The organism is Stenotrophomonas sp. STEN031 (genome assembly GCF_056759975.1).
In genome coordinates, this window is sequence record NZ_JBRREA010000010.1 from 87078 (window position 1) to 101335 (window position 14258).

At 62.4% G+C, this 14258-nt stretch carries 10 protein-coding genes; all 10 read left to right on the top strand.

Going from position 1 to position 14258, the window contains the following annotated elements:
• Positions 1-75: 75 nt before the first annotated feature.
• The 10 genes from ACVOLQ_RS06975 (at position 76) to ACVOLQ_RS07020 (ending at position 14192) form a co-directional block, all read left to right on the top strand.
• Positions 76-2442: a DUF3141 domain-containing protein gene (locus ACVOLQ_RS06975; protein ID WP_023656967.1), complete on the top strand. Its 2367-nt coding sequence runs from the start codon at positions 76-78 to the stop codon at positions 2440-2442.
• Positions 2439-3860 (top strand): bifunctional enoyl-CoA hydratase/phosphate acetyltransferase, encoded by a 1422-nt coding sequence (locus ACVOLQ_RS06980; protein ID WP_003050041.1) that lies wholly within the window; start codon positions 2439-2441, stop codon positions 3858-3860. Before ACVOLQ_RS06975 ends, ACVOLQ_RS06980 begins: the two co-directional genes overlap by 4 nt.
• A 43-nt stretch (positions 3861-3903) precedes the next feature.
• On the top strand, positions 3904-4656 hold the full coding sequence (locus ACVOLQ_RS06985) for an SDR family NAD(P)-dependent oxidoreductase (RefSeq protein ID WP_003050039.1): 753 nt from the start codon (positions 3904-3906) through the stop codon (positions 4654-4656).
• Positions 4657-4735: 79 nt separating this feature from the next.
• Complete coding sequence (locus ACVOLQ_RS06990; protein WP_003050037.1) at positions 4736-5974, top strand: acetate/propionate family kinase; 1239 nt, start codon at positions 4736-4738, stop codon at positions 5972-5974.
• Positions 5971-7176: a sodium/glutamate symporter gene (gene gltS, locus ACVOLQ_RS06995; RefSeq protein ID WP_003050035.1), complete on the top strand. Its 1206-nt coding sequence runs from the start codon at positions 5971-5973 to the stop codon at positions 7174-7176. The genes ACVOLQ_RS06990 and gltS overlap by 4 nt, the downstream gene beginning before the upstream one ends.
• Positions 7177-7319: 143 nt before the next feature.
• A complete protein-coding gene (locus tag ACVOLQ_RS07000) occupies positions 7320-9071 on the top strand; it encodes a PHA/PHB synthase family protein (protein WP_020307805.1) in 1752 nt (583 codons plus the stop codon).
• A gap of 87 nt (positions 9072-9158) precedes the next feature.
• Positions 9159-9653: a universal stress protein gene (locus tag ACVOLQ_RS07005; protein WP_018715727.1), complete on the top strand. Its 495-nt coding sequence runs from the start codon at positions 9159-9161 to the stop codon at positions 9651-9653.
• Positions 9650-10723, top strand: coding sequence for a lipid A deacylase LpxR family protein (locus tag ACVOLQ_RS07010; RefSeq protein WP_018715726.1), 1074 nt, complete (start codon positions 9650-9652; stop codon positions 10721-10723). The genes ACVOLQ_RS07005 and ACVOLQ_RS07010 overlap by 4 nt, the downstream gene beginning before the upstream one ends.
• A 203-nt stretch (positions 10724-10926) precedes the next feature.
• On the top strand, positions 10927-11823 hold the full coding sequence (locus tag ACVOLQ_RS07015) for a ribose-phosphate pyrophosphokinase (RefSeq protein ID WP_003050021.1): 897 nt from the start codon (positions 10927-10929) through the stop codon (positions 11821-11823).
• Positions 11824-11861: 38 nt separating this feature from the next.
• Positions 11862-14192 carry a phosphoketolase family protein gene (locus ACVOLQ_RS07020; protein ID WP_020307802.1) on the top strand — a complete coding sequence of 777 codons (2331 nt, stop codon included), beginning with the start codon at positions 11862-11864 and terminating at the stop codon, positions 14190-14192.
• Positions 14193-14258 lie beyond the last annotated feature (66 nt).

The window sequence follows — 14258 nt, forward strand, 5'->3', positions numbered from 1 at the left end:
GCCAGCAAGACGATGTGCCTGCGGCCCCTTGCCATTCAATTTTTCAGTTTCATCACAGAAGGAGTGCCCATCGCCATGAATCGAGACACCACGACATCACCAGCGGCCGATTGGGGGCAGTTGCTGTGGGACCCGTTGCGACTATCGGCGATGGCAACCGAGTATGCAGTGGATGCCTGGCAGCGATCCATTCTGTATGCCGACGTTCGCCGCCAACGCGGCAACCAGTACCTGGAGCATTTGCAGGAGCAGACGCCGAACGTACTCGACTTCGCCTCCGAGGTCATCATGTCCGGGCTGGATCTTCCGCGGCCAGTCAACTATGGCCTCGTGCGCATCCTGCCGCCAGCCGACACGCCGAGCGATCCCCGCAAGCGACCGTTCGTGGTGGTCGATCCACGCGCGGGCCACGGCCCGGGCATCGGCGGCTTCAAACCCGACAGCGAGGTCGGGGCAGCCCTCAAGGCAGGGCATCCCTGCTACTTCGTTGGCTTTCTGCCCGATCCCGTTCCCGGCCAGACCGTCGAGGACGTCATGCGCGCCGAAGCGGCCTTCGTGCGCAAGGTCGGCGAGCTGCACCCCGGCAGCCGCGGCAAGCCCGCTGTCATCGGCAATTGCCAGGCGGGCTGGCAGATCCTGATGGCAGCTGCCGTCTGGCCCGAACTGTTCGGACCGATCATCGTCGCCGGCGCGCCGCTGTCGTACTGGGCGGGCGACATGCCGATGCGCTATGCAGGCGGCCTGACCGGCGGTAGTTGGTTGACGGCATTGACCGGCGATCTGGGCGCCGGTCGGTTCGACGGCGCCTGGCTGGTACAGAACTTCGAGAACCTGGACCCGGCCAATACGCTGTGGAGCAAACAGTACAACCTGTACGCCAAGGTCGACACGGAAGGCCCGCGCCACTTGCAATTCGAGAAGTACTGGGGCGGCCACGTGTTCCTGAACGATGTGGAAATACAGTACATCGTCGATAACCTGTTCATCGGCAACAAGCTGAGCACCGCCCAACTGATGACATCCGATGGCGTGCGCATCGACCTGCGCAATATTCGCTCGCCGATCCTGGTGTTCTGCTCCTATGGGGACAACATCACGCCACCGCCCCAGGCCCTGGGCTGGATCACCGACCTGTACCGCAACGACCTGGACGTGCTGGGACATGACCAGACCATCGTCTACGCTACCCATGACAGCATCGGACATCTGGGAATCTTCGTCTCCGGCAGCGTCGGGCGTAAAGAGCACCAGGAGTTCGCTGAGAACATCGACATCATCGACGTGCTGCCGGCAGGCATTCACCACATGCAGATCGACGAGCATCACGACGAGGCGCAGGAACACGAGCCAGCCAGTGACGCCTATCTGACCCGGATTCGCCGCAGCAACATCGATGAAATCCGTGAGATCGTTCGCCCCGATCCCGAGAGCGATCGCCGTTTTGCCGCCGCTGCGCGGATCTCCGAGATCAACTTGGCCTGCTACCGCAGCTTCGTGCAGCCGTGTGTACGCGCCTGGGTCACGACCGAGGGCGCACGGTCGCTGGAGCCCCTGCATCCCCTGCGCGTCGGCTACGAACTGTGGTCCGACCGCCAGCCGCTGGCAGCCGCTGTGCAAGAGGCTGCGCAACATGTGCGCGAGCACCGCCAGCCCGTCGCCGAGGCCAATCCTTTCCTGCAACTGCAGGCACAGTTTTCCACCGCTCTCGAACAGACGCTGGATCAATTCCGCGATTGCCGCGACCGGATCTACGCGCAAGCCTTTGACACGCTGTACAGCCTGCCGCTGGTGCAGGCCATGACAGGGCAGAGCCTGCACGATGAGGCACCGCCGCGGGCCCATCCCAGCGAGACGCCCGAGCACCGCCAGTATCTGGCGCAAGAGTTGACCCGCCTCGAAGGAGCCGTTCACAGCGGTGGGCTGGTGGAAGCAGCCATACGGGCACTGTTCTTCGTGCTGGCCGAGCGTGGCGAGGCCGATGAACGGCATTTTCGCCACGCAGAAGAGCTGGTGCGCCCCCAACTGGGCAACGACTTCGACATGCAGGCCTTCCGCCACCTCGTGCGTCGCCAGGCTTTGCTCATGAGGCTCCACGAGGACGCCGCGGTGTCCGCCATCCCCGGGCTGCTGAACAACGTAGCGCCTGATGACATCCGACAGGTTGCGGGGATGATCGCGCAGGTGCTCGGCAGCGGCGATGCGCTGTCCGCACCAGAGCAAGCCAAGTTGAAGCAGGTGTCTACCCTGTTCGAGCAGGCGATCCGCCGGGCGCAGGCGGCTTCGGCGCCCGCTATGCCCTCTGCCCATGACGCACCCTCTGCGGTCGCGGACACGAAACCCAAGACCTCCTCGCCAAAGCCGAAGGCGCCTCAAAAGACAACCGCGTCCAAGACACCCGCCGCGCCGCAGACAAGACAAACACGGCGAGGAAAAAGCACATGACGACTTCGCCCAAACCGGTCGATGCCACTGCCGATGCATGGCATGTCCTGCGCAACCGCACCTTCGACGAGATCGCCATCGGCGACAGCGCCAGCCTCGAACGCGCGTTTTCGTCGCAAGACATCCACATGTTCGCGCTGCAATCGGGCGATGTGGATCCAGAACCTGCTGTGTCCTCAAGCGCTCGGGGCACCACGGAGGCCATTTGTGCAAACGCCCTGATCTCGGCTGTGCTGAGCACACGCCTGCCGGGGCCTGGAACCCGCTATGTCAACCAGAATCTGTGCTTCCTCGGGGCCGTTCGACCCGGCGACAGGCTGACCGTGCGGATGCAGGTGACCAGCAAGGACACGGCCAACCACCATGTCACGCTGGCCTGCACCTGCACCAACCAGGAGGGGGTAGCGGTTTTCCAAGGCCAGGTAGAGGTCGTGGCGCCCACCGAACGCTTGGAACGAACGCGCACCGTGTTGCCGGAAATCCACCCGAATGCGCAGGGCCGCACAGGCCTGCAAAGCCTGCTGGCGCACGTCGCGCACTTGCAACCGATTCGGGTGGCCGTCGCCCATCCCTGCGATGCCCCCAGTCTGTCCGCTGCGCTCGAAGCACGCCACGCGGGGTTGATCGAACCGGTGCTGGTCGGATCACGGGCGCGGCTGGAAGCAGTCGCCACAGAGGCCGGGCTGGATCTGGCCGACGTCACCATTGTGGACACACCCCACAGCCACGCCGCCGCGCAGCAAGCCGTAGCCTTGGCGGCCAATGGCGAAGTCGAAGCCCTGATGAAAGGGAGTCTGCACACCGACGAACTGATGTCCGCGCTGGTTTCGGCAGCAGCGGGGTTGCGCACCAAGCGCCGGGTCAGCCATTGCTTTTTGCTACAGACACCGGCCTATCCGCGCCCGTTCATCGTCACCGATGCAGCGATCAATATCGCCCCGACTCTGGAACAGAAGGCAGACATCATCCGCAACGCCATCGAGCTGGCGCAGGTGATCGGCGTGCGCGAACCCAAGGTCGCAATCCTGGCCGCAGTCGAGACGGTCAGCCCGACGATGACGGCCACGCTGGACGCTGCGGCGCTGTGCAAGATGGCCGATCGCGGCCAGATCACTGGCGGCCTGCTCGACGGGCCGCTGGCCTTCGACAACGCCGTCTCCATCGCCGCTGCGCGTATCAAGGGGATCGTTTCCGAGGTCGCCGGGCAAGCTGACATCCTCGTCGTGCCTGACCTGGAGAGCGGCAACATGCTTGCCAAGCAGTTGATCTTCATGGGCGGCGCAGCCAGCGCCGGGATCGTTCTTGGAGCCAAGGTGCCAGTCATTCTGACCAGCCGCGCCGACTCGCGTGATACACGCATCGCCTCATGCGCGATCGCACTGATGCTGGCCCACCACTATCGGCTGTCACCCCCTTGAGCGGACTTGTTAGCAACTTAACCACCCCTTTGGAGGAAACACCATGCAGTACTCATTCTCTGGCCGCGTAGCCCTGGTCACCGGTGCAGGGTCTGGCATTGGCGAGGCCATTGCCCGGCTGCTTGCAAGCAACGGCCTGAATGTCGTCGTCTCCGATGTCAGCGCCGACAATGCGCAGCGCGTCACCAGCCTCATCAACGCCGAGGGCGGCCACGCCGTGGCCAACGTGGCCGACGTGGCATGCATCGATGAGGTCCAGGCTGCCGTGGCCTGCGCGGTCGATACGTTCGGCGACCTTCATTTTGCCGTCAACAACGCCGGTATCGGTGGCGACCAGAGCCCGGCGGGAGAACTGGACCCTGCCGCCTGGCGCCGGGTGATCGATGTCAACCTGAACGGCGTGTTCTATGGCCTGCGCCATCAGATTCCCGCCATCCTGCGCTCGGGAGGCGGCGCCATCGTCAACGTCTCCTCCATCCTGGGGGTGGTGGGCGACGCAGCGAACCCTGCGTACGTCGCAGCCAAACATGGCGTGACCGGGCTGACCCGCTCGGCAGGACTGGCCTATGCGTCCAAGGGAATCCGGATCAATTCGATTCATCCCGGTTACGTGCGTACGCCCATCCTGGATTTCCTGGATGAATCGGCCCTCCAAGAGGCCGTTGGCCTGCATCCGATCGGTCGCCTGGGTACACCGGACGAAATCGCCCATGCCGTGGCGTTTTTGCTGTCGGAAGGAAGCAGCTTCCTTGTGGGCACCCAGCTCATCGCCGATGGCGGCTACACGGCGCGCTGAGTCTGAAGACGATGAGACAGCAGACACCCCCGCACACCTCGGCGAAGTCGCGCGGACGGCGCGCAGAGAGGACGACCTGATGGACGTCACCATGGCCCGCTCCGGGCGCCGCGAACACGGACTGATCCTTGTGCTGAACTGCGGTTCATCCAGCATCAAGTTTGCGGTGTTCGATTCCTCGGCCGCGCCACTGCCGCGTCAGGCATTGTGGAATGGCAAGGTGCAGGGAATCGGCGGCGCCAACCCGGATTTCGGAGAGACCGGAGTTGCGCCGTTCTCGATCGAACTGGACACGGCACATCCGTATCGCGCCGCACTGCGCCTCATCCGCGATCGTGTCAGCCGGCGGCTCGACGGCCGCCGGATCGGTGCGGTCGCCCATCGTATCGTCCACGGCGGCAGTAAATACTTCATGCCCGTGCGCGTGGACGCGAATGTCCTGGCCGACCTCAAGGGCTACATTCCTCTGGCCCCGCTGCACCAGCCATTCGCGCTCGAAGCCGTGGAGATCCTGCTGCGGGAGCAGCCAGATCTGCCACAGATGGCCTGCTTCGACACGGCCTTCCACCACACTTTGCCCCAGGTCGAGAAGGTCCTGCCGTTGCCCTATGCCGCATGGGAGCGCGGTCTGCGTCGGTACGGGTTTCACGGCCTGTCGTATGAGTACATGGCAGTGGCCTTGCCCGAACGCCATGGCGACGCCGCGCGCGGTCGCACCGTCGTTGCCCATCTGGGCAGTGGCGCCAGTCTGTGCGCCATGCGTGGACTCAAAAGCGCGGCCACCACCATGGGCTTCTCCGCGCTTGACGGCCTGATGATGGGCACCCGCACCGGCGCGCTCGATCCGGGTGCGGTGCTCTACCTGATGGAAATCGAGAAGCTCTCACTGGAGCAAGTGGGGCGCGTCCTCTATCACGAGTCCGGCCTGCTCGGCGTTTCGGGAATCTCGGCCGAGCCGCGCGTCATTGTCGGACACGAGAACGATGCAGGCGAAACGGGGGAGCGAGCGCGCTTGGCACTGGCCCTTTACGTGCGCCGCATCGTACGCGAGATCGGGGCCTTGGTCGCCGTGCTGGGTGGCCTGGACATGCTGGTGTTCACGGCGGGTGTCGGTGAACACAATGCGTTCATTCGCGAGCGCATCTGTGCGGCGCTGGGCTTTTTGGGCATTGCCTTGGATACCGATGCCAACGCCAGCCACGCGGCGAAGATTTCCAGCGATCACAGTCAGGTCACCGTGGCGGTCGAGCCCACCAACGAAGAGTGGATAGCCGCCAGCCATGCGCTGTCCTGCCTGGACAGGGAGAAGGCGCGATGACGATCGATGCCTTCCATGGATTCACGCTCGCCATCCTGCTGTTGTTCGTGGGCAAGGGCTTGGTTGCGCGTTGGGGCATCTTGCGTCGATACAGCATCCCGGAATCCCTGGTGGGCGGCTTGGCCTGCGCCCTGGTTGTCTTCGCCCTGTACTACGGTGCGGGGATCGTCATCAGTTTCGATCTCGAAGCGCGTGACGCGCTGCTGCTGTACTTCTTTGCGGCCATTGGCCTGGGTACCGACGCCCGCACGCTGCGCCATGGTGGACGGCCCTTGCTGATCCTGTCGGGGTTGGCCATCGGGTTCATGGTGCTGCAGAACCTGGCCGGGATGGAGATGGCACGCGCCTTCGGCCTGGATCCGCGCACCGGGCTGATGGTGGGATCGATTTCCCTGACAGGAGGCGTGGGCACCACCTTGGCCTGGTCCGATCACTTCGTTCACAACCTCGGCATTGCGCAAGCGCAGGAACTGGGATTGGCAGCGAACATGATCGGCCTGATCGCGGCCTGCACCATCGGGGGCCCAGTCGCAAGCTTGCTCATGCGTAGGCATCGGCTTCAAGCCTCTGGGGACAGCGCCCTGGAAATTGGCACGCTGCACAGGGATGAGCAGCATGCCCGCCTGGACTACTACGGCCTGCTGCTGGCATTGCTCTGGCTCAACTTCGCCTTGATGTTGGGATACGGAATCAATGCCTTGGTCGCGCGTACCGCCGTCACGCTGCCCGCCTTTGTGGGCTGCCTGCTGGCCGGAATTCTCCTGCGCATGGCGGCCGACTGGATGAGGCCAAGTGGGCGCGGACGTTTATGGAACTGGCCGAGCATGCAGCCAGGCATCGCCCTGGTTTCCGACATGTCATTGGGCCTGTTTCTGACCATGGCGCTGATGGGACTCAGGCTCTGGGAACTGCAGCCCGTGCTCGCCTTCATCACGGCGGCGATGCTGGTGCAGATTGCCTTGGTCATCGCATTCGTTTTGCTGATTGTTTTTCGGGCAATGGGCAAGGATTACCAAGCCGCCGTGGTGTGCGCGGGTTTCGGCGGTATTGCGCTGGGATCTACCGCCACTGCCATCGCCAACATGACGGCGGTGACTCGGGAGCATGGTGCGGCACGCGAGGCGTTCATTGTGGTGCCCTTGGTATGTGGGTTCGTCATCGATATTGCGAACGCACTGGTAATCAGCCTGATGGCCGGTTAGGCGAAGCGAAACAGCGGAGCGAGCTGGCAGATGGATACATCGCTGACGCGCTGGCGAGGCGTCGTCGCCCAGGAAATCGCAATCGACTCCCGTTTTCAAGCAAGGGGCTCTTTCTACTTGTGCAGAAATAGAGGTAATACGCTTTGACGAATAAAAAGAACGGCAATATCGACTCAGCCATCAATCCGAAGTTGGATGGGGATGCCCATGTCGCTTGGGCACAGGCTTGGTCGTCTATTTCGCCGGAGACATCGTTGCTCGCGTGGGTGGACTGGGCGAGCCATTTAGCAAACAGTCCTGGCAAGCAAGCCGAGCTTTTGGCGTTTGCAGCCTCCCTGTCCGAGCAATGGATGGCCGTATTGAAGAAGAATCCGGCCAACCCGGACCGGGGAGCCACCGCTCCTGACCGGTCACCTGTCAATGACCGCCGCTTCAACGATCCTGCATGGGATCAATGGCCCTACGACCTTTTCCGCAGTTCATTCGTCAATCAGACCAAATGGTGGGAGCAGGCCACGCAGGGGGTGTGGGGAGTGGATCCGAAACACCAACGCCTGCTGGCGTTTGGCGCCAAACAGTGGCTGGAAATGCTTTCGCCCGCCAACGCTGCGGTTTTCAACCCCGTTGTCCTGAAAAGAACCATCGCAGAGCAAGGCGCCAATCTAGCGCGGGGGACGTCCAACTTTCTCGACGACTTGCGTCGGCAACTATCCGGCCAGCCTCCCGCGGGAACGGAGAACTTCGTCGTTGGGCGCGACGTAGCGGTCACGGAAGGAAAAGTCGTTCTGAGAAATCGACTGATCGAACTGATTCAGTACACGCCCACTACCGAGAAAGTCCATCCCGAACCGATCCTGATCATTCCTGCCTGGATCATGAAGTACTACGTACTGGATCTGTCACCGCATAACTCGCTGATACGGTATCTGGTTGCGCAAGGGCATACGGTTTTTTGCATCTCCTGGAGAAATCCGGATGCTGAGGATCGAGATTTGGGCATGGATGAGTACCTGGAGTTCGGCCTGCATGCAGCGCTGGACGCTGTGACTTCCGTCGTCCCCGGGCATGGAGTCCACGCGGCTGGTTATTGCCTGGGCGGAACGCTACTGGCCATTGGTGCTTCAGCCATGGCGCGTGATGGCGATACGCGGCTGGTGTCGGTAAGCCTGCTTGCCGCACAGACGGACTTCAGCGAACCGGGCGAGCTGAGTCTTTTCATCAACGAGAGTCAAGTGGCGCTGTTGGAAGCCAGCATGGCTCAAACCGGTTATTTGACCTCCGACCAGATGAGCGGAGCTTTTCAGCTACTGCGTTCCTACGATCTCATATGGTCTCGCATGATTGACGAATACCTATTGGGCGATCGCCGGGCAATGACCGACCTGATGGCTTGGAATGCCGATGGGACTCGCCTCCCCGCGAAGATGCATTCGCAGTATCTCCGACGCCTTTACCTGAATAACGATCTCAGCGCGGGGCGTTATCCCGTCACGGGTCGCCCCGTTTCAGTGGGAGACATCGCTGTACCGGTGTTTTGCGTCGGCACTGCCTCGGATCATATTGCGCCTTGGCGCTCGGTTTACAAGCTGCATCTCCTGTCTTCGGCCGAGCTGACTTTCGTGCTGACCACTGGAGGACACAACGGCGGCATCGTGAGCGAGCCCGGCCGAGGTAACCGCCAATATCAAATCCATACCCGCGCGGCCGGTGATGGATACATGGCGCCGGATGAGTGGCAAGCGACGATGCAGACGCATCCGGATTCCTGGTGGCCCGCATGGTCGGCGTGGCTGCGAGAGCGTTCCGGTGATGTTGTTGCGCCTCCGCTCATAGGTGCTGAATCCAGTGGATACCCCACTGTTTGCGACGCCCCAGGGGAATATGTACGCAACTGAATAAGCGTATCCCGCGTCCGCTATTGCGACACGGTATACGCAATATCTGTTCGTCATCCCGTTCTACTCTGATAACTGGAGACATTCATGTACTCAAGAATCCTGGTTCCGCTCGACGGAAGTCCTACTGCCGATTTGGCGCTCCACCACGCTGCGGTGCTGGCACGCCTGAATGGCGCAACCATCGTCTTGCTGCACGTCATCGAGGAGATGAAGCACAGCAACGGCTTCGAGAGGCCGAGGATCTATATTGAAGAAGTGAGGCCGGGCTTCCTGGCGGCCGGGCAGAAGCTGCTGGACGAGGCGGCGCTGCGGCTGAGGCAGGAAGGCCTGGCGGTTGAGACCGTCCTTCTGGAAAGCAAGGGCGAGCGCGTCTCGGTGCTCATCGCTCAGCAGGCACTGACCACTCAATGCGAGTTGGTGGTGTTGGGTACTCACGGACGCCGGGGCGTGGACAGGCTGCTGATGGGAAGCGATGCAGAGCAGCTCGCTCGCATCGCACCAGTTCCGGTGATGCTGGTGCGCCAGCCCCAATCGGTCATTGCGACTGCAACCCCTGGGCAGGGTGGCACGCCAGCGTGACGAAGGTTCAGTCCACCGACCAAACTGAATGGAGGCTGAAAGTCGCAGCCCCCTTGCTGCTGCTATTGCTGAGCGCCTCCGCACAGGCCCAGTCCTGCCACCAGGACAACCCGCTGCGCTCAACGGGAACGCTCAATCTGCGGATCGACAACGACATGTTCGGCGGCATTGGACAAGACCAAGGGTACTCCAACGGGTTTCTCGCCAGTTGGGTTTCCCCCAACCTCGTGGACTATAGCGATGACCCTTGTCTACCGCGTCTCGTCCGTGGGCTGAATCGCTTTCTCACGATGCTCCAACCCCAAGGCTTCGACGAACAGAACATGACCATCGGCTTCGGGCAGATGATGTACACCCCGAACGACAAAACGCGCAGCGATCTCATCAAGGATGATCGTCCTTTCGCGGGCGCCTTGATGTTGAGCCTTGGCTATAACGCGAGGCGGGGCGATACGCTGCGCACTTCGCAACTCCGCGTGGGGGTGGTGGGGCCCTCCTCCCAGGCCAGGCAAGTCCAGAACTGGTGGCATGACACCGTCGGAGTGGACAGATTCAATGGCTGGAGACATCAACTGCGCGACGAACCCGTGCTGCAGTTGCTCCACGAACGCCGAACACGAGTCATCAGGCAAGAAAACGTCAGCGGTTGGGGTTGGGATCTGACCCGCCACTGGGGCGGCAGCTTGGGCAATTTCGCCACCTACGCGAATGTCGGCGGAGAACTGCGCTATGGCCTACGCCTGCCGGACGACTTAGGCACCGCACCGCTGCGCCCGGCTGGAGAAAACACCTCGCCCGTGCGTAAGACCGCTGGCAGCAACTGGAACGGGCACCTGTTCGTGGCACTCGACGGTCGCTGGGTTTTGCACGACATCACGTTGGACGGCAATACGTTCAAGTCCAGTCATAGTGTTGATAAACGGCCATTCGTGGCCGATGTGGGCTATGGCATCGCGATGACTCAGGGCAACTGGCGCATCGCGATAGCCCGCTACCACCGCACCCGCGAATTTCGTGGACAAAAGGAAATCCCGGTCTACGGAACGATCACCGTAGGACGGCGATTCTGATGCAGATCGATTCCTTGAACGCCATGCAAGCCACTCTGTTGCTGTTCATGACAAGAGCCTGGTTGCTTGTGGAGCTACCACGTCGACGCAGTACTGCCAATGCCGTCGTCATTAGCCAGTTGGCAAGGTGAACACAGCGAGCTGAACGATAAGGCACCCGCGCTCGATAAGAGACCAAGGACAACAAATAAGGAGATAAATGGATGCAACGACTCACCCTGGCCCTACCCGGCAATGAAGATCTGGCCCGCGGCATCGCGCAGGCATGCGGCAGCGAAGCCGGCCGCATCGAAACGCGCCGATTCCCCGATGGCGAGAGCTATGTCCGGTTGCATGGCGAACCTGCCGATCGGATCGTGGATGTGATTTGCACGCTGGCCCATCCTGATCCGCAGTTCCTGCTTCTGGCTTTTGCCGCTGACGCGGCGCGCGAACTTGGCGCGCAAGAGGTGAACCTGATCGCACCGTATCTGGCCTACATGCGCCAGGACAAGCGATTCCATGACGGAGAAAGCGTGACGTCGCGGTCCTTCGCACGTCTGGTCTCATCGACCTTCGACAAGCTGCTCACGGTGGATCCGCATCTGCACCGCTATCCGACACTATCAGCGGTCTACACGATCCCCACCATCACCTTGCATGCCGCACCACTGCTGGCCGACTGGATCGCGAATCATGTCGAAGAACCTTTGATCGTGGGCCCCGACGAGGAAAGCGAGCAGTGGGCCGGCGCCATCGCGTCCCGCATCGGCGTACCGCACGCTGTGCTTCGCAAGACACGCCATGGCGATCGCAGCGTGGACATCGATGTTCCCGACCTGTCGATCTGGCGCGGCAGAACGCCGGTGCTTGTGGACGACATCGCATCATCAGGCCGCACGCTCGCCGTCGCGGCGCGCAAGCTCGCCGAGCAAGGAATGCGCAAGCCGGAGTGCGTAGTGGTGCATGCCCTGTTCGCCGAGGATGCCTGGGCCCAATTGACACCGTTGTTTGCCCGAATTACGTCCACCGACGCAGTACCGCATCCGAGCAACCGGATTGGTCTCGCTTCGCTGATTGCCGACGCTCTCTCTAGCGGGAAAACCGATCCGCGAGGCTGATCTTTTTATCGATCCAACTATTTTCAAGGAGACCTGAAATGTCCTCTCAAGCTAACCTCGCAACCGATTGGCGTGCTGGTTACGGGCCCATCGCGCACAGGTCTGAAACCATCGAACGTATGCAGGCCCTAGTGCAACGTCTGGTCGCGCAAAGGCGTATAGCAGACGAAGCCTCGGCCCATGCGCTGCTGGCTGCAGCCGACCGGGTGGCCTGCACGGCCATGAGCGTAGTGGCGCATATGACCTATGCCCGGCGCATCGACCGAAGCGGCTGCCCACTGGGCTCCGATGATTTCAAACAAACGCCCGAAGGCCACACCGGCGGCTCGCTCAACATGGTGCCAGCCTTCGTGGGTTATCTGTTGGCCAACGCGCTGACCGGGACGACACGCGGCTGGCTCATGGGGCAGGGGCACTGCGTGGCCGCGATCGAGGCGGTGAACGCACTGACCGGCGATGTATCCGCCGCCCAGCGTGGACGCTACGACCGCAGCGAGGCGGGCCTGTCGCGTTTGATCGCGGACTTCTACTCCTATGCCATCGATAAGCAGGGTCGGCCCGCGGTACCGCTGGGTAGCCATGCCGGGCCGAACACGGCCGGCGCGATCTCCGAAGGCGGCTATCTGGGGTTCGCCGGGCTGCAGTATGTGCACACGCCGTTGCCGGGAGAAAGCCTGGTGGCATTCCTCAGTGATGGCGCTTTCGAGGAACACCGTGGCTCGGACTGGGCGCCGCGCTGGTGGCGCGCCGAGGACTGCGGCTTCGCCATCCCGGTCATGATTCTCAACGGACGGCGCATCGAGCAGCGCACCCAGATCGTGCAGGAAGGTGGCGCTACCTGGCTGGCCGAAGATCTGCGCCACAACGGCTTCGATCCCGTCATCGTTGATGGACGTGATCCGATGGCGATCGCATGGGCCATTGTTGAAGCCGAAGACACGCTGAGCGCCTTCGCCGCACGCTCGGATCGGCGCTATCCGGTCAAGCTGCCCTACGTGATCGCCGAGACGGAGAAAGGTTTTGGCTTCCCGGGCGCGGCGACCAATGCCGCCCACAACCTGCCGCTGAACGGCAATCCGCGCGAGGATGCGCAGGCACGCGAGGCCTTCAACGCAGGGGCTGCGGCGCTGTTCGTGCCCGAGAGCGAACTGGAAAACGCGCTCACCGTCCTTGCGAATCACGGCCAGAGCCAGCGCTCGCGCGAAAGCGAGCACCCCATGGCCCTACGCCATCCAGCGAGCCCTCATCTGCCGATGCCGGCCTGGGCGCCAACGGAGGTATCGGGCAGCGCCATGTCCGCACTGGACCGTTGGTTCGTGGAGCTGGTGCAGGCAAATCCACAGTTGCGCATCCGGATCGGCAATCCCGACGAACTGGCCAGCAACAAGATGGGGGCCACTCTGGCGCTGCTCAAGCACCGCGTCAACGTGCCCGAACCCGGCGTCCCGGAATCGACGGATGGCTCGGTGGTCACCGCACTCAATGAAGAAGCCGTTGCGGCCGCCGCCCTCGCCAACAAAGGGGGGCTGAACCTGATCGTCAGCTACGAGGCATTCGCGGTCAAGATGCTTGGATTGATGCGCCAGGAGATCATCTTCGCGCGTCGGCAGAAGGAGCTGGGCCAGCCGCCAGGCTGGATCTCCGTCCCGCTGATCGTCACATCCCACACCTGGGAGAACAGCAAGAACGAGCAGTCACACCAGGACCCGACCATTGGCGAAGCATTGCTGGGGGAGATGTCGGACACCGCACGCGTGTTGTTCCCGGTGGATGAAAACACGGCGTGCGCCGCGTTGCGAGCGGTCTACGCCAGCCGCGGCCAAGTGGCTTGTGTGGTGGTCTCCAAGCGCGACACGCCGAATCACTTCAGTGCCGCCGCGGCTCAATCGCTGATCGAGCATGGAGCAGCCCATGTAGCCGGCGATCCGTCCACCGCACAACTGCAATTCGTAGCGATTGGCGCCTACCAGTTGGAGGAAGCGCTCAAAGCCCATGCCCGCCTGGAGCACCATGGGCTTGCGTCGTGCATCACCGTGGTGGTCGAGCCCGGCCGTCTACGCATTCCGCGAGACGAACTTGAGGCCGCCTTCGTGCTCGGTGACGAATCCCTGCAAGCGCTCTTCCCGCCTCACCTGCCGCGCGTGTTGATAAGCCATACCCGCCCTGAGCCGATGCTGGGCGTGCTTCGCCGCATTGACAGCGGCCCTTCGAAGACGCGGGCTTTGGGCTACATCAACCACGGCGGCACCCTCGATGTGGCTGGAATGCTGATCGCCAATCGATGCACCTGGGTGGATGCCATCTATGCCGCTGCGCAAGTGACCGGCTGGAACAGTTCGCAGGCTGCTGCTGCCGCGACCGACGCGTGAATTTCAAGTGGTTCTGACACGGTCCGCAGTGACCGCGCCAGCTCCTGATTTCACAACCCACCAACA

What these genes read in the sequence shown, in the direction of transcription:
- ACVOLQ_RS06990 (WP_003050037.1), top strand. Translation starts at nt 4,736, where the DNA reads ATGGACGTCACCATGGCCCGCTCCGGGCGCCGCGAACACGGACTGATC.
- ACVOLQ_RS06975 (WP_023656967.1), top strand. Translation starts at nt 76, where the DNA reads ATGAATCGAGACACCACGACATCACCAGCGGCCGATTGGGGGCAGTTG.
- ACVOLQ_RS06985 (WP_003050039.1), top strand. Translation starts at nt 3,904, where the DNA reads ATGCAGTACTCATTCTCTGGCCGCGTAGCCCTGGTCACCGGTGCAGGG.
- gltS (WP_003050035.1), top strand. Translation starts at nt 5,971, where the DNA reads ATGACGATCGATGCCTTCCATGGATTCACGCTCGCCATCCTGCTGTTG.
- ACVOLQ_RS06980 (WP_003050041.1), top strand. Translation starts at nt 2,439, where the DNA reads ATGACGACTTCGCCCAAACCGGTCGATGCCACTGCCGATGCATGGCAT.
- ACVOLQ_RS07015 (WP_003050021.1), top strand. Translation starts at nt 10,927, where the DNA reads ATGCAACGACTCACCCTGGCCCTACCCGGCAATGAAGATCTGGCCCGC.
- ACVOLQ_RS07020 (WP_020307802.1), top strand. Translation starts at nt 11,862, where the DNA reads ATGTCCTCTCAAGCTAACCTCGCAACCGATTGGCGTGCTGGTTACGGG.
- ACVOLQ_RS07005 (WP_018715727.1), top strand. Translation starts at nt 9,159, where the DNA reads ATGTACTCAAGAATCCTGGTTCCGCTCGACGGAAGTCCTACTGCCGAT.